The sequence below is a fragment of the Photorhabdus noenieputensis genome, from assembly GCF_018448935.1.
GTDB classification, from domain to species: domain Bacteria; phylum Pseudomonadota; class Gammaproteobacteria; order Enterobacterales; family Enterobacteriaceae; genus Photorhabdus; species Photorhabdus noenieputensis.
This window is the reverse complement of record NZ_RCWC01000001.1, coordinates 79,194-105,023: the sequence shown is the minus strand read 5'-3', so window position 1 is coordinate 105,023 and position 25,830 is coordinate 79,194. Positions and strand designations below refer to the sequence as shown.

The 25,830-nt window shown below is 42.1% G+C and carries 22 protein-coding genes and 2 tRNA genes; 10 read left to right on the top strand and 14 right to left on the bottom strand.

The genetic code is table 11. From position 1 onward, the window contains the following. The 6 genes from leuC (at position 1) to EAE91_RS00490 (ending at position 6,641) form a co-directional block, all read left to right on the top strand. Entirely contained in the window at positions 1 to 1,410 is a 1,410-nt protein-coding gene (gene leuC / locus EAE91_RS00515) for a 3-isopropylmalate dehydratase large subunit (protein WP_214086797.1), read from the top strand. Positions 1,411 to 1,418: 8 nt separating this feature from the next. Beyond that, the gene (gene leuD / locus EAE91_RS00510; protein ID WP_214086796.1) at positions 1,419 to 2,024 is read left to right on the top strand and encodes a 3-isopropylmalate dehydratase small subunit; all 606 of its coding nucleotides are present in this window, start codon (positions 1,419 to 1,421) and stop codon (positions 2,022 to 2,024) included. Between the two features lie 473 nt (positions 2,025 to 2,497). Next, on the top strand, positions 2,498 to 4,159 hold the full coding sequence (sgrR, locus tag EAE91_RS00505) for an HTH-type transcriptional regulator SgrR (protein ID WP_214086795.1): 1,662 nt from the start codon (positions 2,498 to 2,500) through the stop codon (positions 4,157 to 4,159). Between the two features lie 584 nt (positions 4,160 to 4,743). Then, a complete protein-coding gene (gene mutH, locus EAE91_RS00500) occupies positions 4,744 to 5,430 on the top strand; it encodes a DNA mismatch repair endonuclease MutH (RefSeq protein ID WP_214086794.1) in 687 nt (228 codons plus the stop codon). 92 nt (positions 5,431 to 5,522) lie between these two features. After that, on the top strand, positions 5,523 to 6,236 hold the full coding sequence (locus EAE91_RS00495; RefSeq protein WP_214086793.1) for a TerC family protein: 714 nt from the start codon (positions 5,523 to 5,525) through the stop codon (positions 6,234 to 6,236). 171 nt (positions 6,237 to 6,407) lie between these two features. After that, positions 6,408 to 6,641 (top strand): type II toxin-antitoxin system Phd/YefM family antitoxin, encoded by a 234-nt coding sequence (locus EAE91_RS00490; protein WP_214086792.1) that lies wholly within the window; start codon positions 6,408 to 6,410, stop codon positions 6,639 to 6,641. A gap of 135 nt (positions 6,642 to 6,776) precedes the next feature. Here the strand turns inward: EAE91_RS00490 and speB are convergent, their stop codons facing one another. Then, positions 6,777 to 7,700, bottom strand: a complete 924-nt coding sequence (speB, locus tag EAE91_RS00485; protein ID WP_214086791.1) for an agmatinase — start codon at positions 7,698 to 7,700, stop codon at positions 6,777 to 6,779. 171 nt (positions 7,701 to 7,871) lie between these two features. Continuing rightward, complete coding sequence (gene speA, locus EAE91_RS00480) at positions 7,872 to 9,776, bottom strand: biosynthetic arginine decarboxylase (protein ID WP_214086790.1); 1,905 nt, start codon at positions 9,774 to 9,776, stop codon at positions 7,872 to 7,874. Between the two features lie 632 nt (positions 9,777 to 10,408). On the opposite strand from speA, the gene metK reads away from it, so the two are divergent. Beyond that, a complete protein-coding gene (gene metK, locus EAE91_RS00475) occupies positions 10,409 to 11,581 on the top strand; it encodes a methionine adenosyltransferase (RefSeq protein WP_011147846.1) in 1,173 nt (390 codons plus the stop codon). A gap of 143 nt (positions 11,582 to 11,724) precedes the next feature. After that, positions 11,725 to 12,249 (top strand): SprT family zinc-dependent metalloprotease, encoded by a 525-nt coding sequence (locus EAE91_RS00470; RefSeq protein WP_214086789.1) that lies wholly within the window; start codon positions 11,725 to 11,727, stop codon positions 12,247 to 12,249. Positions 12,250 to 13,275: 1,026 nt separating this feature from the next. Here EAE91_RS00470 and tyrA read toward each other — a convergent pair. From tyrA to ffh, 8 genes are all read right to left on the bottom strand, one after another. Beyond that, positions 13,276 to 14,397, bottom strand: coding sequence for a bifunctional chorismate mutase/prephenate dehydrogenase (tyrA, locus tag EAE91_RS00465; RefSeq protein WP_214086788.1), 1,122 nt, complete (start codon positions 14,395 to 14,397; stop codon positions 13,276 to 13,278). 5 nt (positions 14,398 to 14,402) lie between these two features. Beyond that, positions 14,403 to 15,497 carry a 3-deoxy-7-phosphoheptulonate synthase gene (locus EAE91_RS00460; protein ID WP_280520259.1) on the bottom strand — a complete coding sequence of 365 codons (1,095 nt, stop codon included), beginning with the start codon at positions 15,495 to 15,497 and terminating at the stop codon, positions 14,403 to 14,405. Between the two features lie 457 nt (positions 15,498 to 15,954). Further along, a complete protein-coding gene (locus EAE91_RS00455; protein ID WP_244868580.1) occupies positions 15,955 to 16,761 on the bottom strand; it encodes an alpha/beta fold hydrolase in 807 nt (268 codons plus the stop codon). A 318-nt stretch (positions 16,762 to 17,079) separates the two neighbouring features. Continuing rightward, positions 17,080 to 17,433 carry a 50S ribosomal protein L19 gene (rplS, locus tag EAE91_RS00450; RefSeq protein WP_036782329.1) on the bottom strand — a complete coding sequence of 118 codons (354 nt, stop codon included), beginning with the start codon at positions 17,431 to 17,433 and terminating at the stop codon, positions 17,080 to 17,082. Positions 17,434 to 17,497: 64 nt separating this feature from the next. Further along, on the bottom strand, positions 17,498 to 18,250 hold the full coding sequence (trmD, locus tag EAE91_RS00445) for a tRNA (guanosine(37)-N1)-methyltransferase TrmD (RefSeq protein ID WP_214086787.1): 753 nt from the start codon (positions 18,248 to 18,250) through the stop codon (positions 17,498 to 17,500). A 39-nt stretch (positions 18,251 to 18,289) separates the two neighbouring features. Continuing rightward, positions 18,290 to 18,838 carry a ribosome maturation factor RimM gene (gene rimM, locus EAE91_RS00440; RefSeq protein WP_214086786.1) on the bottom strand — a complete coding sequence of 183 codons (549 nt, stop codon included), beginning with the start codon at positions 18,836 to 18,838 and terminating at the stop codon, positions 18,290 to 18,292. Positions 18,839 to 18,856: 18 nt separating this feature from the next. Further along, positions 18,857 to 19,105 carry a 30S ribosomal protein S16 gene (gene rpsP, locus EAE91_RS00435; RefSeq protein WP_036814097.1) on the bottom strand — a complete coding sequence of 83 codons (249 nt, stop codon included), beginning with the start codon at positions 19,103 to 19,105 and terminating at the stop codon, positions 18,857 to 18,859. Positions 19,106 to 19,241: 136 nt separating this feature from the next. Next, the gene (ffh, locus tag EAE91_RS00430; RefSeq protein ID WP_214086785.1) at positions 19,242 to 20,603 is read right to left on the bottom strand and encodes a signal recognition particle protein; all 1,362 of its coding nucleotides are present in this window, start codon (positions 20,601 to 20,603) and stop codon (positions 19,242 to 19,244) included. Positions 20,604 to 20,786: 183 nt separating this feature from the next. Between ffh and EAE91_RS00425 the strand changes: the two genes are divergently transcribed. Continuing rightward, positions 20,787 to 21,578, top strand: coding sequence for a cytochrome C assembly family protein (locus EAE91_RS00425; RefSeq protein WP_214086784.1), 792 nt, complete (start codon positions 20,787 to 20,789; stop codon positions 21,576 to 21,578). Positions 21,579 to 21,617: 39 nt separating this feature from the next. Further along, entirely contained in the window at positions 21,618 to 22,910 is a 1,293-nt protein-coding gene (locus EAE91_RS00420) for an HlyC/CorC family transporter (RefSeq protein ID WP_214086783.1), read from the top strand. 100 nt (positions 22,911 to 23,010) lie between these two features. Here EAE91_RS00420 and luxS read toward each other — a convergent pair whose 3' ends face one another. From luxS to EAE91_RS00400, 4 genes are all read right to left on the bottom strand, one after another. Then, positions 23,011 to 23,526 (bottom strand): S-ribosylhomocysteine lyase, encoded by a 516-nt coding sequence (gene luxS / locus EAE91_RS00415; protein ID WP_214086782.1) that lies wholly within the window; start codon positions 23,524 to 23,526, stop codon positions 23,011 to 23,013. Positions 23,527 to 23,677: 151 nt separating this feature from the next. Next, the gene (gene gshA, locus EAE91_RS00410; RefSeq protein WP_214086781.1) at positions 23,678 to 25,237 is read right to left on the bottom strand and encodes a glutamate--cysteine ligase; all 1,560 of its coding nucleotides are present in this window, start codon (positions 25,235 to 25,237) and stop codon (positions 23,678 to 23,680) included. Positions 25,238 to 25,544: 307 nt separating this feature from the next. Continuing rightward, a tRNA-Arg gene (locus tag EAE91_RS00405) sits at positions 25,545 to 25,621 on the bottom strand. Positions 25,622 to 25,709: 88 nt separating this feature from the next. Beyond that, a tRNA-Arg gene (locus EAE91_RS00400) sits at positions 25,710 to 25,786 on the bottom strand. Positions 25,787 to 25,830: the final 44 nt, after the last annotated feature.

The following is a 25,830-nucleotide window of genomic DNA, read 5'->3' as shown; positions in this document are numbered from 1 at the left end:
ATGGCTAAAACTTTATATCAAAAATTATATGACGCTCATATTGTCCGGGAAGTACCGAATGAAACCCCGTTACTCTATATTGATCGTCATCTGGTTCATGAAGTAACCTCCCCACAAGCTTTTGATGGTTTGCGCACTAAAGGCCGTCCAGTGCACCAACCTGGTAAAACGTTCGCAACAATGGATCATAACGTATCCACGCAAACAAAAGATATTAATGCTTGTGGTGACATGGCTCGTATTCAAATGCAGGAGTTAATGAAAAACTGCGCCGAATTCGGTATCACATTGTATGACCTCAACCATCCTTATCAGGGGATTGTTCATGTCATCGGACCTGAACAGGGTATAACCCTGCCAGGCATGACTATTGTTTGTGGTGATTCCCATACCGCAACGCATGGGGCATTCGGCTCGTTGGCTTTCGGCATTGGCACTTCTGAAGTTGAACATGTACTCGCCACCCAAACCCTAAAACAAGCCCGCGCTAAAACTATGAAAATCGAAGTGATGGGTGATGTCGGTGATGCTATCACCGCCAAAGATATCGTTTTGGCGATCATCGGCAAAACAGGTAGTGCTGGTGGTACAGGGTATGTAGTGGAATTCTGTGGTAAGGCGATTGAAGCACTTAGCATGGAAGGCCGTATGACTTTATGTAACATGGCAATTGAAATGGGTGCTAAAGCAGGTTTGGTTGCACCGGATGAAACGACTTTTACTTATATGAAAGGCCGCCAGTTCTCACCAAAAGGAGAGCGGTGGGAACAAGCTGTTGCTTACTGGAAGACATTGAAATCCGATCCTGATGCACAATACGACACCGTTGTTACGATTAATGCAGAAGAGATCTCTCCGCAGGTCACATGGGGAACAAATCCTGGACAAGTGATCGCCATTGATCAAGCAATTCCAGCGCCAGAATCTTTTAGTGATCCTGTCGAACGTGCATCTGCTGAAAAAGCACTGGCTTATATGGATTTAAAGCCCGGTATTAAGTTAACAGATGTGAAGATCGATAAAGTCTTTATCGGCTCTTGCACCAACTCCCGGATTGAAGATTTACGGGCTGCCGCAGCCATCGCACAGGGCCATAAAGTTGCACCTGGCGTTCAAGCAATCGTTGTTCCCGGATCAGGTCCTGTTCAAGCACAAGCAGAAGCAGAAGGTTTGGATAAAATTTTCATAGCGGCCGGTTTTGAATGGCGCTTACCCGGATGTTCCATGTGTCTGGCAATGAATAATGACCGCCTGCAACCCGGTGAACGCTGCGCTTCTACCAGTAACCGCAACTTTGAAGGGCGCCAAGGACGTGGTGGACGCACCCATTTGGTCAGTCCCGCGATGGCAGCAGCAGCAGCGATTAATGGTCATTTTATCGATATACGCCATCCAGCACAGAAATCATAAAGGAGAGAATGATGGAAAAGCTTATTCAACATACCGGCTTGGTAGCTCCTTTAGATGCTGCAAACGTCGATACTGATGCCATTATTCCCAAACAATTCTTGCAGAAAGTCACTCGTACAGGATTTGGTCAGCATCTGTTTCATGATTGGCGTTTTCTTGATGATGCAGGACAAAAACCTAATCCTGAATTCATATTAAATCAGCCTTGTTATCAAGGTGCCAGTATCCTTCTGGCTCGTGAAAACTTTGGTTGCGGTTCCTCCCGTGAACATGCACCTTGGGCACTAACGGATTATGGTTTTAAAGTGGTTATCGCCCCAAGTTTTGCGGATATTTTCTACGGTAATGCTTTCAACAACCAATTACTGCCAGTAAAACTGAACGATAAAGATGTCAATCAACTATTTGAGTTGGTTCAGCAAAACAAAGCTTGTCGTTTTACTGTCGATCTAGAACAACAAAAAGTTCACGCTGGCAATAAAAGCTATGCTTTTGAAATCGATAGCTTCCGGCGTCACTGTATGATGAATGGTCTGGACAGTATCGGCCTGACATTACAATATCTGGACGCTATAACAGCCTACGAGCAGGAACAACCGGTTTTCCTGCGTTAATTTTTCCTTTATTGACCTATCCCGTAGTTTTCTGCTACGGGATTTTTCTATCGTTGTCAAAGGCAAGAACAGCCCCACCACTCCATACTCATGCAAACAGTCATCTTCCAGCCACATACAGCGCTTTAACTAATATTTAATCACTCCATATCACATTTAAAAGAAATTAATAGATAAAATAGTGATAATAGCTGGACAAATCACCACCAATGCCAGATGATTACTCGCTTTAAACTGATATGTAAAACTGGTATGTAAAACTAACATGTAAAAAAGATGCGGAGAGTACACAATGTACAATAAGAAAAAAAGCCAGTAAGTTTCCTTACTGGCTGGCAAATCACCATTACTCAAGAAAATTGGGGGAGAAGCCAGATTTCGTCTGGCCTATTGAGCTACTTTCAATATGGATAATTATCGTCTCAATATAAGGAAATAAAAATTGATGAAAAATACTCTGGAGTTCCTCTTTTATGCCCAGTTCACGCTTACAACAACAATTCATTCGATTATGGCAACACCATCAAGGAAAAGAGGCTGAAACAACGTTACAAGAGCTGGCAAATGTACTGCATTGTTCAAAACGTCATATCCGTTCACTGCTCAACAATATGCAGAAAGCGGGCTGGTTACAGTGGCAGGCAGAATCCGGTCGGGGGAAACGTTCTCAACTGAATTTCTTGCGTGATGGATGGGAACTCCAGCAACAACGGGCTGAAGAGTTGCTTGAGCAACATAACGTTGAGAAGCTAGTCCAACTGGTTGGTGATAAAGATACAGTCCGTCATATGGTACTATCCCAGATTGAACGCCGTTTTCGTCAGGGAAAAAACTTACTGCGGATACTCTACTATCGCCCCTTTCCTAATCTTCTACCCGGTTCACCGTTACGCCGTTCTGAAATCCATCTGGTCAGGCAGATATTTAATAGCCTAACCCGCATAAATGAGGAAAATGGGGAACCAGAAGCTGACTTAGCTCATCATTGGCAACAATTATCCTCAAATCATTGGCGCTTTTATCTACGTCCGGCTATCCATTTTCACCACGGCAGAGAATTACAGATGGCGGATGTCATCGCTTCGCTACAAAGATTACGCAACCTGCCTCTTTTTTCTCATATTGAAAAAGTCACCACGCCCACACCCTATGTGATTGATATTTTTCTTTCAGAACCCGATCTCTGGCTCCCTTTATTAATCGGCAGTCCACATGCCATGATCTTACCTCAAGAGTGGCAAAAGTTACCGAACTTCTCTCGTATGCCAGTGGGAACCGGTCCTTACCAGGTAATAAAAAACAGTGCTCAGAAACTACAAATTCGGGCCTTTGATAATTACTTTGGCTTTCGGGCGCTGATTGATCAGGTGAATATATGGTTTCTACCAGAATTAGCCGAGAAACTGGTTTGTACAACTCTGCATCTGGAAAGTGACAGCACGGATAATAACTCGTTAGATAGCAGGATAGAAGAAGGCTGTTATTTCCTACTACATGACCACCGTTCAACTCAATGTAAGAGAGAAGACGTTCGCCAATGGCTATGCAGCCTGCTAACACCGATCAATCTGCTAGCACATTGTGACCCCTTTTATCAACGCCATTGGTCACCCGCTTATGGTTTATTACTACGCTGGCATCACAGTAAGCTGATATCCGAATTGAACAAACCAGAGGATATTACCCGTCTGACCGTCACGCTTTGTCATCAACATCACGAATACCACACAATCAGCCAGATCCTGCAAGCCATACTGGCCAAATGCGGCGTCGCATTGAAAATCAACATTGTGGATTATGACACATGGTTCAACGGTAACACTGAAAGTGACCTCTGGCTTGCTACCGCCAATTTTTATAATCCTCTGGAGTTTTCGCTGTTTGCTACGCTGTACGAAATGCCATTATTGAAAAAGTGCCTTGGTGATAACTTAAGTAAAGAGGTATCACAATGGCGACAACAAGAATTATCGCTTGAAGAGTGGTGCGAAAAAATAGTTGATGAACATTGGCTGCATCCACTGTTCCACCATTGGCTTGAGTTACAGGGACAGAGAAGTATGCGAGGAGTCAAAATGAACACCTTTGGTTGGTTTGATTTCAAATCTGCTTGGTTCAACCCATATGAAGGGTAATTCACAGAAAAGGCCAGAGTTATGAACATACACAGGTGTACAAACTCGCTTTTATTCACTTTTTCTGTGGATATCTATGTGAAAAAGGCAGGGGTAATTCAGGTATAGCTTTATATTATGAATTATCAATCTATAGACAAAAAATGAAATAGTATTTATTTTTCATTGAAATAGCGGCTATTTACCTCGCTATTTCTAATGCCAATCACAGCTATAACGGACAACGTTAGTTGATAAGAACAAAAAACAACCAAAGATCATGTTATCCACAGGTTATGCTTTTTAGTTAAGCAAAAAACAGCGGTTTTTGTAGAAAAAAGTGTGAGTCAAACCTGTAAATCAAACCAGTGATCTCATTTTTGTCTACTTATCCCATAAAACTGTGGATAACATGGTGTAAGATCCTGTTCATTATTACCGGCAATAGGTGAACAAGAACGGCAGTCAATTTTACAATATTTGAAACAGCAATAAAAAATGTTTGTATATCATGCTATTATCACTTTTTAGCTATTGTATGAACCTCAGATTTATTACTCACAGAAACTAAGGCTGTTTTTTGACCTAAAAAACGGATATCCCAAATGAACACTCTTTTTTCCCCTCCACCGCCACCAGACAATGAGCAACAATTGTTTGAATGCGCCCAACTTCTGGCTGGCTTATCAATGGGAGAACTCGCGGCAAAAGCAAATTTACCTATTCCACCCAATCTGAAACGAGATAAAGGCTGGGTAGGCATGTTGCTAGAATATTATCTCGGTGCGAGTGCCGGCAGTAAGCCAGAACAAGATTTCGAACATATCGGTATTGAGCTTAAAACCATCCCTGTAGACAGAAAAGGTTATCCACTGGAGACAACATTTGTCTGCGTTGCACCATTAACAGGCAACAGCGGCATTACCTGGGCAAGTTGCCATGTCAGGCGCAAATTATCGCGGGTGCTGTGGATACCTGTTGAAGGTGAACGGGAAATTCCTCTAGCCAAACGCCGAGTGGGTTCCCCTTTATTGTGGAGTCCCAATCAACAGGAGGAAGAGTTACTGCGTCGCGACTGGGAAGAATTGATGGATTTTATCGTGCTTGGCAAAGTAGAGAGCGTTACCGCCCGTCATGGCGAAGTATTACAGTTACGCCCAAAAGCGGCTAACAGCAAAGCATTAACCGAAGCAATTGGAATACACGGCCAACCTATTATGACTCTGCCTCGCGGGTTCTATCTGAGAAAAAATTTCACTGCTCCTCTACTGGCCCGTCATTTCTTAATTTAACGTTGAGCTCTGATTGATTTTTACATTGGCATACTTACCTTGCATCTAATCACGCGTATAATTAGCTTTTTACCTTAAGGTTTTAATAAGCAATGTTAGAATGGATTGTTGATCCCCAAGCTTGGATGGCACTTGCCACCCTGACAATTCTAGAAATCGTTTTAGGGATTGATAACATTATCTTTTTGTCACTTGTTGTGGCAAAACTCCCTAACCATCAACAAAATAGAGCACGTAAGATCGGACTAATGGGTGCAATGCTAATGCGCCTGGCGCTGTTAGCATCTATTGCCTGGGTTATTCGGCTAACCTACCCGATATTGACAATTTTTGAACATGATATTTCTGCCCGTGACCTAATCCTATTCTTTGGCGGTCTGTTCCTGATCTGGAAAGCCAGCAAAGAAATCCACGAAGCGATCGAAGGTGACAATGAAGGAGAGCTAAAACGCCCTATTCACTCCTTCCTGGGGGCTATCATCCAGATTATGTTGCTGGACATTATTTTCAGCCTAGATTCAGTCATTACCGCTGTTGGTCTGTCCGATCACCTATTCATTATGATGGCAGCCGTTATCATAGCCGTCGGTGTTATGATGCTAGCCGCTCGTCCTATCGGCGAATTCGTTGACCGTCACCCTTCCGTCAAAATGCTGGCGCTGTCATTCCTAATCCTTGTAGGCTTTACCCTTATTCTGGAAAGCGTACAAGTGCATGTACCTAAAGGTTACATCTATTTTGCTATGTTCTTCTCAATGGCAGTAGAAACACTGAATCTCATGCGCGGGAAAAAGAAAAGAAATTAGAAATAGCGCTAAATAACGCTAAAAAATATCATTCTTTGATTTGAAAAGTACGTCATAGATGCCCAGTTCAGTACTGCGGCATCTCAACTTTATGTCGCAAAAAAATTGCCGGTTATTCCGGCATTTTTTATTGTACCTAGCTAATCTAGCCAAATATGAGAGCTTTTTATTATGACTATCCAAACAAATATACGTGAAGTTAAAAGTAACTTAAGCCAACTAGCTGACAAAGCTGTCAGTGGTGAAGTTATCATCATAGCCAAAGCTGGCAAGCCTTATGTCCAGATTGTACCAATAGCCCAACCAGATAGAGTTCCTGGAGGATTCGAAGATCTTATTACCATAGGAGAAGATTTTTTTGATGCAGATCGGGAAATTCAGCTCATGTTTGAAGGTAGCAAGTGAAACATGATAAAGGTACCAAAAAACATATAAAGGTTACACCAACCCAAATAATTGCCGAGTTTGAAGGGGATAGCGCCACAACTCAATACGAGCTTATTTCACTATCCCCTAAGACTATATAAAACTATGTACTACTTAACGCTTCTTAGCCGCCTGTAAATAAAGCATCTCCAGTGCAATAGTCGCACCTGCCAGAGCCGTAATTTCAGACTGATCATAAGCTGGAGCAACTTCCACCACATCCATACCGACAATATTTAGTGGTTGCAAACCACGCAGTAATTTCAGTGCCCGATCCGTTGTCAAACCACCAATGACGGGGGTACCCGTACCTGGTGCAAAAGCGGGATCAAGACAATCGATATCGAAAGTCAGATAAACCGGCATATCACCAACCGTCTCTTTTATCTGAGCAAGCAAATCATCCACACTACGGTCATTAACCTGATCAGCATCCAGTACCGTAAAACCATTGTCCCGTCCATGTTCAGTACGAATACCAATTTGTACTGAATGATGTGGATCGATTAACCCTTCAATTGGCGCATGATAGAACATGGTACCGTGATCAAATTGGCTACCGTTTGGATAGGTATCAGCATGAGCATCAAAATGAACCAGAGCCATTTTGCCGAAGTGTTTGGCATGAGCGCGTAACAAAGGCAAAGTAATAAAGTGGTCACCACCAAAAGTGAGCATACGCTTACCGGAAGCCAGCACTTTTTCAGCATGAGCTTGTAATTTATCACTCATATCCTGAGCATCACCAAAGTTGAAGACCACATCACCACAATCTACAACTTTAAGACAATTGCGTAATTTAAAATCCCACGGCCAGCGGCTGCTTTCCCATGCCAAGTTAGTAGAAACCTGACGAATGGCCGCAGGCCCGTGGCGACTACCTGCACGGCCCGATGTTGCCATGTCAAATGGCACGCCAGTAATTACCCACTCTGCATCGCTGGAATATGGCTGGAAATTCAGCGGAAAGCGCAGGAAACCGAAGGCATTAGAAACCAGAGAGTCATCTTGTTGGTTGCCCAAGGTACTTATTGTCATGAGATATATCCTCAAAAGTTTCCCGACAGAACAAAGCTATTTAATGCCAGAATACCTATGCCATGACGAAATGGGGTATTTCTGGAATAACCCCATTTCTCTGCATCTCAGCATTCTGGTTTATATAAATAACGTTATCTGTATACAGGAGGCTTAATTAACACCAGAAAATTATTCATCTTCCAGATATGTGTAGCCATAAAGACCACTTTCAAATTCCAGCAAGAATTGCTCTTGCAAACTCGTATCTAAATCCGCGCCTTTTACTTGATCACGGAAGCGAGCCATCAGTACGTTAGGGTCCAGTTTCACATATTGCAGCATATCCGCGACTGAATCCCCCTCTTCACTTTGGTTATAGGTCACTTCGCCATTATCGAATACATAAACATCAATAGCCGCTGTATCGCCAAACAGGTTATGCATATTGCCAAGAATTTCCTGATATGCTCCCACCATAAAAAAACCAATCATTGGCGGGCAATCAGGATCATAAGCGGGCATCGGCATTGTCGCGGCTACACCATCACCATCCACATAATGATCAATAATACCATCGGAATCACAGGTGATATCTAACAATACCGCACGGCGATCCAACGGCTTATCCAGCCCCTCAATGGGTAACACAGGAAACAACTGGTCGATACCCCATGCATCAGGCATAGACTGAAACAGTGAAAAATTCACATAGAATTTGTCTGCCATACGCTCTTGCAGCTCATCAATAATTGGCCGGTGAGCACGGTTGCTTGGATCAAGATCCTGTTGAATACGGCGACAAATATTCAGATATAACTCTTCCGCCCATGCTCGTTCCGTCAAATCCAACATGCCATGAGCATATTGTGTATGAACATCATGTAGATCAAGCTGACCATCATGCAACGATTCACGTAAAGAGCGTCTATTTCCTTCTGAATGCATCTCCTGCCATGTTTCCCACAAACTGGTGAGCGGACGGGAAGCATCCTCTGCCGGTGGCGTCGTCTGCGTAAACTCATTACGCTCAACCCCAATAACATTGGAGACCAAGACAGTATGATGAGCCGTCAGGGCACGACCGGATTCTGTGATAACAGTCGGATGGGGTAAACCATGTTCATCACAAGCATCACCAATCCCCCAAATAACATTGTTGGCATATTCATTCAACCCATAATTCACAGAACAATCAGATTGAGAACGGGTCCCTTCATAATCGACACCCAGTCCACCACCAACATCAAAACATTGAATATTTACCCCGAGTTTATGTAACTCGACATAAAAACGCGCTGACTCACGGACGCCTGTTGCGATATCACGGATATTTGCCAACTGTGAGCCAAGGTGAAAATGCAACAATTGCAGGCTATCAAGTCGATCCACTGCGCGCAAAGTCTCGACCAATTGCAATACCTGAGTTGCCGCCAGCCCAAACTTCGATTTTTCACCGCCACTGGCCTGCCATTTACCTGACCCCTGAGATGCCAAACGTGCACGGACTCCCAAACGCGGGATCACATTCAATCGTTCAGCTTCTTCCAATACTTGGGCAATCTCAGACATTTTTTCGATCACCAAATAAACCTTGTGGCCTAACTTTTCACCTATTAGCGCCAGACGAATATATTCACGATCTTTATATCCATTACACACGATAACGGTACGAGTCATACCCGCATGCGCTAACACCGCCATTAGCTCTGCTTTGGAGCCAGCCTCAAGCCCTAAAGGTTCGCCGGAACTGGCCAGTGATTCAATAACCCGGCGTTGTTGGTTAACTTTAATGGGATAAACTAAAAAGTAATCGCCTTTATAACCATATGACTCTCTAGCACGTTTAAATGCCGCGTTGATTGAACGCAAACGATGTTGCAGGATCTGAGGGAAACAAAATAGCGCTGGCAAGCGCAAATGTTTCTGCTCCTGTTGAACTCTTTTCACCAATTCCGCAAGATCAATCCTTGCCCTTGGCAAATCAGGATTTGGACACACACTAACATTGCCAAGATCATTGACGTAGTAGTAACTCCCTCCCCAATATGCAATATTGTAAGTCTGTTGCATTTTACGAGCGATATTATCATTCATGGCAGTCTCCTTAAGGGAGTTAGAGTTTTTCGCCTTCGCCTGTAATTAATAAATACCCCAAAACGCTATAATCTCGCGCGTTGAGAAATATCAGGGAACAGCATGCTCTCAGGTTGTAAAAAGCGTTTAGTTACTACTAAACAATGACAAAATTACCGAGTGACAATACGCCTGTCCGACATATCCGGCCTGTTTGCAGACAACAGATAACATCGAATTAAAGACATATTGAAAAGAAAGGAAAAAGACGCGGATACATCCGACGACAAGTGTGGCTGTTGGCCATTAGCAATCAGCAGATAATGGTTCATTACCCCATTCACCCCCACACATGACTCATATTTAAGGAGCCATTTTCTCGATTGAGAAACAGAAGCTATTTAGCTTTCTGCGAGTCTGTAGCACAAATAGTTCAACTACGGCCGCTGTTTATACTCGCAATCACATAAAATTGCAAAATGAAATTGCACAAAACTGGCATATAAACTAAGAAATTATTCATTCACCAGATGAAAATTACTCGCTGAACTAAAAAAATCTAGCACATGGATAAGAATTACCCTAGAATAGCCATCTAGATGTTAATCCATCCATTTCCAAACTGAAATTATATTTTAAGGTAACGTTATATAATGACCACATACCTTTTCACTTCCGAGTCTGTTTCCGAAGGGCATCCTGATAAAATTGCAGACCAAATATCTGATGCCGTTCTTGATGCTATTCTGGAACAAGATCCAAAAGCACGAGTTGCCTGTGAAACCTATGTTAAAACTGGCATGGTCATGGTTGGTGGTGAAATTACTACCAGCGCTTGGGTTGATATTGAAGAAATTACGCGACAAACAGTTCGAGAGATTGGTTATGTTAATTCTGAAATGGGTTTTGATGCAAACTCATGTGCAGTATTAAGTGCCATTGGTAAACAGTCACCGGATATTAACCAAGGTGTTGACCGTGAAGATCCCCTGCAACAAGGTGCTGGCGACCAAGGGCTAATGTTTGGTTATGCAACCAACGAAACTGACGTACTCATGCCTGCGCCCATCACCTATGCGCACCGTTTGGTTCAGCGTCAAGCTGAAGTTCGGAAAAATGGTGTACTGCCGTGGTTACGCCCCGATGCTAAAAGCCAAGTCACTTTCCAATACAATAACGACAAAATTGTCGGCGTTGACGCGGTTGTACTTTCCACACAGCATGCTGAAAATATTAGTCAGAAAGATCTGCAAGAAGCTGTCATGGAAGAGATCATCAAACCGGTTCTGCCCGCTGAATGGTTAAATCCAACAACCAAATATTTCATTAACCCAACCGGTCGTTTTGTCATTGGTGGCCCAATGGGTGACTGTGGTCTGACTGGCCGTAAAATTATCGTAGATACTTACGGTGGCATGGCACGTCATGGTGGCGGAGCATTCTCCGGTAAAGATCCATCCAAAGTTGACCGTTCAGCGGCTTATGCTGCACGCTATGTGGCAAAAAATATTGTTGCTGCTGGTCTGGCGGATCGTTGTGAAATTCAAGTTTCTTACGCTATCGGCGTTGCAGAACCCACATCCATCATGGTGGAAACATTCGGCACTGAAAAAGTTTCAACAGCAACTCTGACTCTGCTGGTACGTGAATTCTTTGATTTACGCCCTCACGGTTTGATTCAGATGCTGGATCTATTACACCCAATCTATCGTGATACTGCCGCTTACGGTCATTTTGGTCGTCCACAGTTCCCGTGGGAAGCCACTGATAAAGCAGAAGCACTGCGTGATGCTGCGGGTCTGAAATTATCAGCGATGAATATGTAAAAATATAAAAGCCCGGTTTAGATAACTGAACCAGGCTTTTTTTAGCATTAGCTGACGATTGAAGAGTCCTTAAAAATATTATTATCGGTTGTTCAAGGATTTCTAATAAAATTAACTAATCCTCATTTATTTATTTTCAACACATGAAATCAGCTAGCATTCCAATTTCCTTACAACAAGCCGTTATGAACACTTTGCGGCAAAAACTGCTACAGGCAAATTTATATCTCAACCGTGATTTTCCTGAACCTACAATAAACTACCGCCAGCGGGGAACTACCGCAGGCAGTGCCTATATAAAAAATTGGGAAATCCGCCTGAATCCCGTGTTATTGATTGAAAATCAACAAGCTTTTATTGATGAAGTTGTGCCTCACGAATTAGCTCATCTATTGGTTTATCGCTACTTTGGGAAAGTGCCTCCACATGGAAAACAGTGGCGTTGGATGATGGAAGAAGTACTGAGCGTTCCAGCTAACCGTACACACAAATTTAAAATCGATTCAGTACGTAGTCAAACTTTTACTTATTACTGTAGTTGCCAGCAACATGAACTAACCCTACGACGCCATAATAAAATTCTGAGAGGAAAAAGTCATTATATCTGCCAAAAATGCGGAAAAAAGCTTATTGCTAAATCAATTGATTCTCTCAATCCTAATTTATAACTATTTATAACAATAAAAATGTGATTTAATTATTCCACTATCTGAACATAAATCACCCCAATAATAATATATGAATCAACATTCTATTTTATCAATAAACTCTCCAAAAGTTATTAATTTTAAACAAAGCAAGAAATTTTATTGAAAAGAATTAAACTCCCCAGATAAAAAATAAAATTCATGGCTAACTGAAAAACAATCTTAATATAAAAATCAGTTTCCCTAGCTCTCCTATATCATTGTTATACCAAGTTCATATCTATCTGATAAGGAATAAATTAACCACCTTTACACCTTTCAATATATGAATATTTATTTACCGACAGAATTACTCCCCAAATTATATACAACCTTTGAATTATCCCCTTTTCCAGCATTGATCATCTCAGTATAATATTGAGACGCTTATTTGATTGTAAAAAAATAATTAGCAGCCAAAATCATTATGCTATTAATAACTGAACTGCAAATTCTCTTAACCATAACATTGTTACCCTTTTTCTTCGCATGCTTACGAATCAAGTAGAAATTAAATAGTCTGAGCCCAGAAAAATACAGGATTCAGACCCTAATAAACGCGCGTGATTTAAATTGTCTAATTTTTTGGGACAATTCACAAGGCTATGATAATTTTTATTTTCATATTTTTTGAATAAATATTAGATACAAAATATTTACCTATTATTGTTTCCTGTTGAATATTGCTTGCAAAATAGTTTAATTTTAATCATTACTTTATAAATGTTCTTTTAACTCGAATAGATATAATAAAATAAGGAACTCCATACACATGCATAAAACACAGCTCTAAAAAGCAAGAAAAGATAATTATAATCCAGTTTTATTTCATATATATAATATTACAATGCTAAATCAGTTATTACAAATAATAAAGTGAAAACTAAAAACATAATATAAAATATATCTATTCTTTTCTAAAGAAAAGAATAGATATATAAAATGCAACTCCAAAAATAATGATAAAACAAATATACCCTATGCATCTTAAAATCCATTAGGGTATAACTATTGGCGACTATCATTCGCTTGTTGAAGCAATACCCTGCTCTCCCGCATAAAATGAGGCGCATAATCACCAAACCATTCACTAACATCTTCAAAACTGCTGACAAAAGCCCGTTTGTCCTGGCTTTCCAATATCTCTAGCGCTTGTCCAAAACTTTGATGATAACGGCGTATAAGATCAATATTCTCTGGTGATGACATAATAATATCCGCATAGAGCTGAGGATCTTGCGCAAATAACCGACCAACCATGATCAATTCCAGACGGTAAATAGGTGAAGATATTGATAGCAGTTGTTGTAAATCAGCACCTTCCTGTGCGAGATGTTGCCCATAAGCAAATGTCGTGAAATGGCGCAACGCCTGAATAAAGCTCATGTTTTTATCATGCTGTTCAGGGTTCATCTGATGCAAGCAAGCCCCCCAAATCAATAACTGTTCTAAAAACCATTGATAAGCTTCCTCTTGACGTCCGTCACAGTAAACAACAACTTGTTTTACCAAACTACCGACATCCGGCCCAAACATAGGGTGTAATCCCAACACTGGGCCTTTATGCACTTCAAGCATAGCTTGTAATGGCTGCTGTTTAACGGACGCCAAGTCCACCAAAATGCAATGGTCAGGTAATGGCGGTAAACGGCGAATAACCTCTTCCGTCAAATGAATCGGTACACTGATAATCACCATACCCACTCCCGCCAGAATCTGCTCCGCGTTAGGCCAATCTTGTGGTCCCAGATTTCTGACTTCATAACCAGACAATGTTAACAAGCGGCCAAACAATTTCCCCATTTTGCCTAAACCACCAACAATGACTATCGGCCCTAATTGAGGGCAAAGTGTTTTAAACCCTTTGTTATTTTCACTGGTGTAGGACTCACGCATAATACGGCGCAGAATATCTTCAATTAAATCCGGCGGAACACCAAACTCTTCAGCCTCCTGCCGACGTGAAGCAAGCATCGCCATTTCTCTGTCAGGCGCATAAATTGATAACCCATTCTGACTTTTTACCTCACCAATCTCTGCAACCAATTCCAGACGCTTTGCTAACAAACCTAGCAAAGCTTTATCCACTTCATCAATCTTATCCCGCAATTGAGATAATTCAGCCGCCATATTTATTATCCCGCCTTTTTCAGTACTGTCATTCTTTGTGACAATTGCATGCTAATTTGCTGATGTAATTTTCTTAGAATTGCCTCTGTCGTCTGCCAACTAATACATGCGTCAGTAACCGATACACCATATTTCATTTCACTACGCGGTTGTTCAGAAGATTGGTTACCCTCATTAATGTTGCTTTCCAACATAATGCCAGTAATAGATCGATTCCCTGAAATAATCTGATCCACAACAGAATCCACAACCACACTTTGGCGACGAAAATCCTTATTAGAGTTACCATGACTACAATCAATCATCAAGGATGGTAATAATCCAGACTTCATCATTTGCTGTTCACATTCCATTACATGTTGGGCGCTGTAATTAGGGGTCTTACCGCCACGTAAGATAATATGTCCATTCGGGTTCCCCTGCGTTTGTAATAAACACACCTGCCCCGACTGATTTATTCCCATAAAACGGTGTGGCATAGCGGCTGCACACATCGCATTAATTGCCGTGCTCAAGCTACCATCAGTCCCATTTTTGAAACCAACAGGCATAGATAAACCGGAAGCCATTTCCCGATGTGTCTGAGATTCTGTGGTTCTCGCGCCAATTGCGGACCAACTGAATAAATCCCCCAAATATTGTGGGCTATTCGGATCTAAAGCCTCTGTTGCAAGAGGTAATCCCATTTTAACCAAATTGAGTAGTAAGCGGCGGGCAATATGCAGACCAGCTTCCACGTCAAATGAACCATCCATGAATGGATCATTAATCAGACCTTTCCAACCCACTGTTGTACGAGGTTTTTCAAAATAGACACGCATGACGATGTACAAGCTATCACTCAATTCAGCAGAAAGAGCAGCCAAACGGTGAGCATAATCCAAAGCCGCATCTACGTCATGAATAGAACAAGGACCACACACTACCAGCAAACGGGGATCACGGAGCTGAATAATGTCAGCAATCGTTTTACGTGCGTTTGCAATCGCATGCAGATCATCATCACTCAGTCGGTATTGTTGCTTTAATTCTTTCGGAGTGATGAGAATTTGCTCACCACTGATGTGAATGTTATTAAGTGCATCTCTTTGCATGAACATGTCGATTTTCTCCTCAAATTATCATTCTGTACTCATTTGTTTTTATGCATTTGACTAATAACATATCATGCGTCGTAAAGAATACAATCCAAAAGTGTAAACAAATCTAAATCACTGTAAATTATTGTTTACAAAAAATGAAGAAACAGTCAATTCAATGATAAATCTATTCTAGAACTAATTAATAATATTAAAACTATTTCATATAGAAAAATATTAGAAATAATTACCTTAAAATAAGATTAATATCAGAATACAAGAGACAATATTTTATGATCGTTAATTCTTTATTTTTTATTTAAAATCATTAGGTTAAAAATATATTTACCTTATTTTCATTATTAAAAACAGATAATATCAATAATCTTGTTTTATATTGTGATGAAAAAATTTACATCGCTCTTTTAAACTTAATATACTAGGGCCGGAAAATCCGGCCTCTTTATTAAAATATCCGTTACAAAGCTTGCTGTAAAAAAGCAATTAATTCCTGATTAACTTTATAGGGTTGCTCCAATGTGGAAATATGCCCTGCCCCCTGGATAATAATATGATCACAGTGCAATATTTCAGCCATCAAATAACCCTCCAGAGGCGGGCGAGGCGTATCTTGTTCGCCAGTAATAACAAGCGAAGGAATATCCAGTTTTTCCAACAAATGAATTCTATCTTCACGCCCAAATATTATTCTACCTAACGGAACAACACTATTACGCAGTGTTTCCGCAGGAATGGCTACCAGACGCTGAGTTAATTCATCAACCAAATTCTGAGCTGGTTGTTGGCTAAAGAAAGCGGGCACTATCAACTGTTGCAAAATAGATTGAGGAATTTCACCAGCCTGCTCTATCGTATCCAACATGGCAAAGTATTTTGTATGAGTCACCTCCGGTTCTAATCCGACAAAGGTATCCATCAAAACCAGTGCTTTAACTCTGTCCGGTACCATAGCCACCAACTCAATTCCCCACATACCACCGGCAGATAAACCAATGATAGCGAATTCTTTAATACCAAGTTGATCCATCAACGCCAGGTAATCCCGAGCTAAATCAGCCAAAGTGCTGTGCTGTTCCGGCAGCTCTCCCGAGTTTCCATGTCCCCAGAGATCAGGAGCAATCACCCGGTATTTTTTACTTAAAGCCTCGATCTGAGGCTCCCACATAGTGGAATCAAACAAATAGCTATGCCCGAGTAATAATGGGAAACCTTCACCTTCATCTCGGTAAGCCATTGTTTTGTTATCTATTTGAAAAGTTTTCAAAGCAAATCCTCATAATCAGTTAATCACGTCTAAAATTATTCTAAAACTCTCGAAATAATTGTCTTTAAGATTATTACGATCTGATAATAATGTATTGCCGAATAATTTATCGATGAGTGAAAGTCCTCCTTCATAAAAATTCGGCCTGACTTTTCACTACAATAATTAAAAATACAGCAGAGCCAAAACCAAATTGATGACCACGCCCGCAAAACGCGGTTTAAATTGACAAAACGCAGTTTTAAATTAAGCGTAAAAAAAAGAGGCCAGCAATTGCTGACCTCTTTAACGATAACTTTCGGATGTAACGAAAGCGTATTATTTACTGTTCAGACGCTCTTTAATACGAGCGGCTTTACCAGAACGCTGACGCAGATAGTACAATTTAGCTCTACGAACAGCACCACGACGTTTAACGTTAATGCTGTCTACGACTGGGGAGTGAGTCTGGAATACACGCTCAACACCTTCGCCGTTAGAAACTTTGCGAACAGTGAATGCAGAGTGCAGACCGCGGTTACGGATAGCGATAACCACGCCCTCGAATGCCTGCAGACGTTTCTTAGCACCTTCTACGACCCATACCTTAACTTCCACGGTGTCACCCGGACGGAATGAAGGTACGTCTTGCTTCATCTGCTCTTGTTCAAGTTGTTTAATAATGTTGCTCATAATAATTCTCTTACCCTAGGTAAACTGATATATCAGAGACATTCCCTTCGGGGATATGTCTGGATTAATTAGTTGCTTCAGTTAGATGTTCCCGTTGGAACTCTGTTAGCAATATCCTTTGCTCGTCAGTCAGAGCTAGGTTTTCCAGAAGTTCAGGTCTTCTAAGCCAGGTCCGGCCAAGCGATTGTTTCATCCGCCAGCGATTAATTTCAGCATGATTTCCAGACAGCAATACTGCTGGAACTTCCATACCATCTAATACCTCCGGGCGAGTATAGTGCGGACAATCCAGCAATCCATCAGCAAAAGAGTCCTCCTCCGCTGATGCCTGACGCCCCAGAACCCCCGGAATGAACCGAGAAACTGAGTCAATCATCGTCATTGCAGGGATTTCACCACCGCTGAGCACGTAATCACCGATAGACCACTCTTCGTCAATCTCGGTTTGGATCACCCGCTCATCTATCCCTTCATAGCGGCCACAAATCAAAATCAGTTTTTCATTTGTTGCCAGCTCACAAACTCCTTGTTGGTTGAGTTTGCGTCCCTGAGGTGAAAGATAAATCACTTTTGCACCTTCGCCTGCCGCAGTTTTTGCTGCATGAATGGCTTCCCGTAAGGGCTGAACCATCATCAACATGCCTGGACCACCGCCATAAGGTCGATCGTCAACGGTACGATGCCGGTCATAGGTAAAATCCCGTGGATTCCAGCATTCAATACTTAACAGGCCATTTTTCACTGCCCGGCCAGTTACCCCATAATCGGTTATTGCGCGGAACATTTCAGGAAACAGGCTAATAACCCCAATCCACATTATCGCGTCCCACTCATTTCAACCGCTTATAACCGGAGTTTAAAAACCAGGATCCCAATCTACTTCAATAGTTTTAGTAGCGAGATCGACTTTCTTGATAACCTGCCCATCAAGAAACGGAATTAGCCGTTCCTTGATACCGAATGCATCTTTCAGGTTTGCTTTAATTACCATTACGTCGTTAGAACCGGTTTCTATCATGTCATTGACAGTCCCCAAGTTATAACCCGCTGTGCTGATTACCTGGCAGCCTATTAAGTCTTTCCAGTAGTAATCACCCGTATCCAGCTCTGGTAGTTGTTTTGAATCTACAATAATTTCACAATTAGTCAGTAAATTCGCAGCATCCAGATCATCAATACCTTTAATTTTGATGATCATATCCTGATTGTGGTGTTTCCAGGCTTCCAGTTCGATGTGTTGCCACCGACCTGCTCGTTGAATAAACCACGGTTGATACTCAAAAATGTCTTCGGCATGTTCGGTGGAAGAAAAAACTCTGAGCCAACCACGAATACCGTAAGTTGAACCTAGTTTTCCCAATACAATTGGGTTTACAGGCGGTTCAAAACAGGTTTGCTTGCTCATAGTTACCACCGCGACAGATTAAGCTGCTTTTTTGGCGTCTTTGATCAGTGTAGAAACACGATCAGACACAGTTGCACCCAGACCAATCCAATGTTCAATACGGTCCAGATCTAAACGCAGTGCTTCTGCTTTCCCTGTTGCAATAGGGTTGAAGAAGCCAACACGCTCGATAAAGCGACCATCACGCGGGCTGCGGCTATCGGTCACGACTACTTGGTAAAACGGACGCTTTTTGGCGCCGCCACGAGCTAAACGAATTGTTACCATAACATCCTCATTAGTTAACAAAACAACCAGACTTCATCGAGGAACAAAGTCCGGTTGTCAGATAAAAAGCCCGAAAAGTTTACTCACTTTGGCGCAAAAAGCAATCCAAAGTGGATATTCTTCGAGACTTTATCGATTAACGGCCCATAAATCCGGGTGGCATCATGCCTTTCATGCCACGCATCATTTTTGCCAGGCCGCCTTTTTTCATCTTTTTCATCATGCGCTGCATTTCGTCAAATTGTTTAAGCAAGCGGTTAACATCTTGAACCTGAGTGCCAGAACCATTGGCAATACGACGCTTACGTGAGCCTTTAATTATTTCCGGTTTCTGCCGCTCTTTACGCGTCATGGAATTGATAATCGCTTCCATTTTCACCAGAATCTTATCGTCCATCTGGGATTTTACTGCGTCCGGCATTTGAGACATCCCCGGCATTTTGCTTAACATGCTGGCCATTCCCCCCATGTTACGCATCTGCTTTAACTGATCTAGAAAGTCATTTAAATCGAAGCCGTCACCTTTCTTCAATTTAGAAGCCAGCTTTTCAGCCTGGGTACGATCGACTTTACTTTCAATCTCTTCAATCAGGGAGAGAACATCACCCATTCCAAGGATGCGAGAAGCAATACGATCTGGATGGAATGGCTCCAACGCATCCGTTTTTTCACCAACACCCAGGAATTTAATCGGCTTACCAGTAATATGACGAATAGATAGCGCCGCACCGCCGCGAGCATCACCATCGACTTTGGTTAACACCACTCCGGTCAGCGGCAATGCTTCATTGAAAGCTTTCGCGGTATTAGCCGCGTCCTGCCCCGTCATTGCATCAACAACAAACAGGGTTTCTACTGGATTAATGGCTTTATGAACCTGCTTGATTTCATCCATCATCGCTTCGTCAACATGCAGACGACCCGCCGTATCCACCAAAAGCACATCATAGAATTTCAATTTGGCGTGCTGTACCGCTTGAGTCACGATATCAACGGGTTTTTCCTGAGCATCAGAAGGATAGAAATCAATCCCAACTGCCTGCGCCAAGGTTTCAAGCTGTTTGATAGCGGCTGGACGATAGACGTCAGCAGATACCACCAAAACTTTTTTCTTCTGTTTTCCTTTCAGAAAGCTACCGAGCTTGGCAACGCTGGTCGTTTTACCCGCTCCTTGCAGACCAGCCATTAATACAACGGCAGGAGGCTGAGTAGAAAGATTCAGCTCACTGTTAACTTCCCCCATCGCCTTAACGAGTTCATTCTGAACAATTTTGACAAACTCTTGGCCGGGAGTCAGGCTTTTATTAACCTCGTGGCCTACCGCGCTCTCTTTAACGCACGAAATAAAATCACGCACTACAGGCAATGCAACGTCAGCTTCAAGTAAAGCCATGCGAACTTCACGCAGTGTCTCTTTAATATTGTCTTCGGTCAGTCGCCCACGGCCACTGATATTGCGCAATGTGCGCGATAGTCTGTCGGTTAGATTATCAAACATTGTCTCTGCTCAATTTTTTAAATGGGCTACCTGTAAGGCGTATTTCGCAAATTATAACACGATGGTAAGGGATCTCTGCACAGAGATTCGCATTGATGATTAACAACGGTTGGAGGCTATCCTTGCTGGCGGTATACTTAAACTTTAATTCAACCAAAGACTATCGCTAAAACGGCTAATGCTATGCCAGTATTTTCTATAATTTCTTTATTCGCTTATTTACTCAGCCTAGTACTGATTATTCCCAACTTACTGCGGAAATCGAAGGGATACCGCAGGCTGGCATTACTTTCTGCGATTGTCGCTTTAACTTGTCATGCCATTGCACTTAAGTATCAGATCTTCCACGTTAGCAGCGGGCAAAACCTCACTCTTCTAAACCTAGGTTCTATTGTCAGTTTACTGACTTGTATCATCATGACAATTGTTGCTTCTCACGGCCGTGCCTGGTTCCTGCTACCCATTGTCTACAGTTTTGCCATGATAAATTTGGTCTTAGCGAGTCTGATGCCAGGTGAATTCATTACCCATCTAGAGGCCAGCTTTGAATTATCTATTCATATTGGCTTAGCGCTTCTTGGTTACGCAACTTTACTTATCGCTGCATTATATGCATTACAACTTGGATGGTTGGATCATCAGCTTAAAAACAAAAAACTCTCTTTTACGCCAAATATGCCCCCATTGATGTTCATTGAACGCAAAATGTTTCATATCACTCAGGTTGGCGTAATATTGCTAACACTGACGCTCTGTACCGGTATCCTCTATATAGATAATATTTTCAGTAGCGAAAATATCCACAAAGCAATTTTGTCTATCATCGCGTGGTTTGTTTACATCGTTTTATTATGGGGCCACTACCATGATGGATGGCGCGGTAAACGCGTTATCTGGTTTAACCTGATCGGCGCATTTACCCTGACACTCGCCTATTTCGGCAATCGATTATTACAGGAAATCATGGTTTACTAGCAGTATGATGTTCAATCAATACTTGGAAGGAATTCTGCCTTGGAGCATGTCTCAACAAGCACGTTACTGATTATTTTAATCATCATGATCATTGTCTCAGCTTATTTCTCCGCCTCCGAGACAGGTATGATGACAATGAATCGTTATCGCTTACGTCATCTGGCAAAGCAAGGGAACCACTCTGCCCGCAGAGTTGAAGCATTACTTCGTCATCCTGAACAGCTCATCAGCCTGATTCTCATCGGCAATAATCTGGTTAATATTCTTGCCTCAGCACTCGCTACTATCATTGGTATGCGTCTTTATGGCGATGCCGGAGTCGCTATTGCAACCGGTATTCTGACGTTTATCGTATTGATATTTTCTGAGGTTATGCCAAAAACGATAGCCGCTCTCTATCCTGAAAGAGTCGCTTTTCCGAGCAGTTTTTTACTCCGCCCGTTACAGAAAATCATGCTGCCGTTAGTCTGGGTACTAAATAAAATTACTTTATTGTTAATGCGTTGCCTTGGTATCAAACAACCTACTGGCTCCAGTCACGCAATGAGTAAAGATGAACTTCGCACTATTGTGCATGAATCAAATGCCAAGCTATCACAGCAACATCAGGATATGCTGATTTCAATTTTAGATCTGGAAAAAGTCACAATCGGCGACATTATGGTTCCCCGTAATGAAATTGTTGGCATTGATATTAATGATGATTGGAAATCCATCATACGGCAATTAACTCATTCACCTCATGGCCGGATCGTGCTTTATCGTGATTCACTTGATGATGCCATTGGCATGCTTCGTGTACGCGAAGCTTACCGACTGATGACAGAAAAAAAAGAGTTCACCAAAAGAAACCTCATTAAAGCAGCAGATAAAATCTATTATGTCCCCGTCAGCACACCACTTAATATCCAGTTAGTGAATTTTCAACGCAATAAGGAAAAAGCCGGGCTTATCGTTGATGAGTATGGTGATATTCAAGGTCTGGTCACCGTTGAAGATATCCTCGAAGAGATTGTCGGTGATTTTACAACATCAATGTCCCCTTCTCTGGCAGAAGAAGTTTCACCACAAAGTGATGGGACTATTTTGGTTGACGGGACAGCCAATATCCGCGAATTAAATAAAGCCTTTAACTGGGCATTGCCTGTTGATGGACCACGAACGGTTAATGGTATGGTACTTGAAGAGTTAGGCGAAATACCCGCACTTAATGTACAAGTGCAAATCGGCAAATATAATTTTGAAGTACTTTCAGTCAACGATAATGTCATTAAACAAGTTCGAGTTACCCCCATTAGCCAATTTCCTGAGCAAAAAGCACCAGCCATTTAAATCGCTGCGGAAAATTGGTGCCGCTGGAGGCGCACCTCCAACGGCAAATTCCTGTTAATAATTCATTTCAGGAACCCGAAATATTATCACTGCTATGGGACTACACTTTCAATTCGGTCAGTTTTTCTTCTGGCAATGCCAACTCATCATTCTTATTAACAAGGACGTCTGAATCAAGAATATGATGTGCAATATCCTGAGCCTCTGTCAGTGAATGCATGTGATAAGTACCGCATTGATAAATATTTAGTTCTGGGATCTGGCTCTGATCTTTCACTTTCAAGACATCAGCCATAGCCGCTTTCCATGCGTCTGCAACACGTACTTCTGCCGGTGCGCCAATCAAGCTCATATAAAAACCTGTTCGACATCCCATTGGCGATATGTCAATAATTTCAACCCCCTCACCATTGAGGTGATTGCGCATAAAACCTGCAAACAAATGTTCAAGTGTATGAATACCCTTTTCAGGCATAACCTGTTTATTGGGTACGCAGAAACGTAAATCGAAAACTGTGATGGTGTCGCCATGAGGCGTTTTCATAGTCTTAGCAACTCTTACGGCTGGCGCATTCATACGAGTATGGTCAACAGTAAAACTATCCAGTAAAGGCATTTCTTCATCTCCACAAAAAATTCAGATTTTTTTCAAGCAAATGAAACTTTTTCATCTGCCACCGGTCATAAAGAATGAAAGAAGCGTTATTATTATCCCTATTCTCTAGAAAATCCTATTTGGCCACTTTTACTTGTGGCCGTTTTCTTTTCTAGCATCCTGTCTGTTGTTTCAGATACTCATCAAAACTAACCGTATCCTCACGTTCCAACGCGTCTTGTCGCTCTACGGAGGCCCTGCGTTCTATAGCAAACTGTTCGTCGCTAATAACCTCATATTTTTCATTGATCAGTTGCTGATGGTATTCATCTGCTAGTTCCAGTCCAAAGCCACCAATGCCCTGGCTCTTCATTTTTTCCAGCACGCGAGCCGATAAAGTCAGTGATGAATCATCAAACATCGCAATTAATTCTTCGCAAACCTTTTGATACTGTGTGCCAGAACAACTATCCAATATTGTGGCAACCCGTTTCAAGTCACTAAATAACTTTTTGCCAACTTTTGCTAACGGCTCTTCCACACTTCCACAACCAAGACCTATCATTTGCCCTGGTTTACGCCCTTCAAGGATCACTCTATTCCAGTTCTTACGGCAACAATCTAATTCATCACTGCCCATCTCAGGCGCTTCGGCGAGCACGCACCATATTAAGAATAGGTCAAGAAAACGGATTTGTGTTTCATTGACACCAACCGCGGCAAATGGATTAATATCCAATGAACGAACTTCGATATATTCCACCCCCCCACGCAACAACGCATCAGAAGGCGATTCATTCCCTTTTGTGACACGTTTAGGTCGGATTGGCGCATATAATTCATTTTCAATTTGTAAGACGTTGGTATTGAGCTGAATATGTTTATCACCTTGCTTAATACCCAATTTAGCAAACTCATCAGATGGCTTATGAATCGCTTTTTTCAACCCGTCAATATAGGTGTGTAGGTTATTAAACGTAATATTCAGATCACTCTGTGATTTATTGGTGTATCCCAGATTACTCATTCTTAGTGAAGTCGCATAAGGCAGATAACAAGTTCCATCTTCTGTGCGATCAAAAAGAAAAGAAGTCTCTCTTCCACGTAAGAACGAGGAACAAATTGCCGGAGAAGCACCAAACAAGTATGGGATCACCCATCCAAAGCGGTAATAGTTACGGATCAAGCGGAAATAGCCATTAGAAATCTGCTCTTTACCACTCTCTGCATCTTCAATACCAGCCCAAGCTCGCCAGAACTCAATTGGCAATGAAAAATTATAATGAACCCCGGATATGGTCTGCATTAACGCGCCATAACGATTTTTCAACCCTTCACGGTATAAAGTCTTATAGCGACCAACATTCGATGTACCATATTGAGCCAGAGTAATGTTCTCTTCCGCATCAATAAAGCATGGCATACTCAATGGCCACATTTTTTCTTTATCCAGCATACGCGCCGTGTGACGATGAACATCGCTAAGAAAAGAAATCGTATATTTTATGTCATCATTAACTGGTGTTATGAACTCCAACAGTGACTCGGCAAAATCAGTAGTAATCCATTTATGTGTAAGCGCTGCACCAAGTGCTTTAGGATGTTCCGTTATGGCTAAACTACCATCTGAAGTAATACGCAATGTTTCACGTTCAACACCGCGACGAATTCCATTTAAAATTGTCGGATGCGCCTCTAGCCATGATAGAGCCTTTGATACGTCCGGGATCAATTCGACCTCCCGTAGTGTTTAGAAGAATTTTTATAAGGGTTTACTTTATCTTAAACAAGCCAAATTGTCGCTGATTAGATATATCCCCGTCATCTTTCAAGTTGCCTCTTTGTTGGCTGCACTCACTCACCCCGGTCACATAGTTATCTATGCTCCCGGGGATTCGCTCCTTTGCCGTCGCGATGCATTTTGAAATCCATAGGGTATAGCAGCAAAAACATTTCAGCGTTATACGGAGAGCGAGTTGGTGATGGCAATATAGACAGCCAGAAAGGAAAAAGCCCTGCTGTTTTAGCAGGGCTTAATATGGCGCATCCAGAAGGATTCGAACCTCCGACCGCTCGGTTCGTAGCCGAGTACTCTATCCAGCTGAGCTATGGATGCGTGTTCAGTTTTTCATTCTCGGTAAAAGGCAGTGGTTGCTTCGATCACCTGAATGGTACCTCGGATGATTTCATCTCAAGGTTAAATATGGCGCATCCAGAAGGATTCGAACCTCCGACCGCTCGGTTCGTAGCCGAGTACTCTATCCAGCTGAGCTATGGATGCGTGTTCAGTTTTTCACTCTTGGTAAAAGGCAGTGGTTGCTTCGA

Excerpts from the sequence above, each read along its gene's own strand:
- luxS (WP_214086782.1), bottom strand. The coding sequence starts at position 23,526 with ATGCCTTTACTGGATAGTTTTACTGTTGACCATACTCGTATGAATGCG.
- speA (WP_214086790.1), bottom strand. The coding sequence starts at position 9,776 with ATGAATGATAATATCGCTCGTAAAATGCAACAGACTTACAATATTGCA.
- ffh (WP_214086785.1), bottom strand. The coding sequence starts at position 20,603 with ATGTTTGATAATCTAACCGACAGACTATCGCGCACATTGCGCAATATC.
- EAE91_RS00490 (WP_214086792.1), top strand. The coding sequence starts at position 6,408 with ATGACTATCCAAACAAATATACGTGAAGTTAAAAGTAACTTAAGCCAA.
- leuD (WP_214086796.1), top strand. The coding sequence starts at position 1,419 with ATGATGGAAAAGCTTATTCAACATACCGGCTTGGTAGCTCCTTTAGAT.
- EAE91_RS00470 (WP_214086789.1), top strand. The coding sequence starts at position 11,725 with ATGAAATCAGCTAGCATTCCAATTTCCTTACAACAAGCCGTTATGAAC.
- sgrR (WP_214086795.1), top strand. The coding sequence starts at position 2,498 with ATGCCCAGTTCACGCTTACAACAACAATTCATTCGATTATGGCAACAC.
- rplS (WP_036782329.1), bottom strand. The coding sequence starts at position 17,433 with ATGAGCAACATTATTAAACAACTTGAACAAGAGCAGATGAAGCAAGAC.
- mutH (WP_214086794.1), top strand. The coding sequence starts at position 4,744 with ATGAACACTCTTTTTTCCCCTCCACCGCCACCAGACAATGAGCAACAA.
- metK (WP_011147846.1), top strand. The coding sequence starts at position 10,409 with ATGACCACATACCTTTTCACTTCCGAGTCTGTTTCCGAAGGGCATCCT.
- trmD (WP_214086787.1), bottom strand. The coding sequence starts at position 18,250 with ATGTGGATTGGGGTTATTAGCCTGTTTCCTGAAATGTTCCGCGCAATA.
- speB (WP_214086791.1), bottom strand. The coding sequence starts at position 7,700 with ATGACAATAAGTACCTTGGGCAACCAACAAGATGACTCTCTGGTTTCT.
- rimM (WP_214086786.1), bottom strand. The coding sequence starts at position 18,838 with ATGAGCAAGCAAACCTGTTTTGAACCGCCTGTAAACCCAATTGTATTG.
- EAE91_RS00495 (WP_214086793.1), top strand. The coding sequence starts at position 5,523 with ATGTTAGAATGGATTGTTGATCCCCAAGCTTGGATGGCACTTGCCACC.
- leuC (WP_214086797.1), top strand. The coding sequence starts at position 1 with ATGGCTAAAACTTTATATCAAAAATTATATGACGCTCATATTGTCCGG.
- tyrA (WP_214086788.1), bottom strand. The coding sequence starts at position 14,397 with ATGGCGGCTGAATTATCTCAATTGCGGGATAAGATTGATGAAGTGGAT.
- EAE91_RS00425 (WP_214086784.1), top strand. The coding sequence starts at position 20,787 with ATGCCAGTATTTTCTATAATTTCTTTATTCGCTTATTTACTCAGCCTA.
- EAE91_RS00460 (WP_280520259.1), bottom strand. The coding sequence starts at position 15,497 with ATGTTCATGCAAAGAGATGCACTTAATAACATTCACATCAGTGGTGAG.
- rpsP (WP_036814097.1), bottom strand. The coding sequence starts at position 19,105 with ATGGTAACAATTCGTTTAGCTCGTGGCGGCGCCAAAAAGCGTCCGTTT.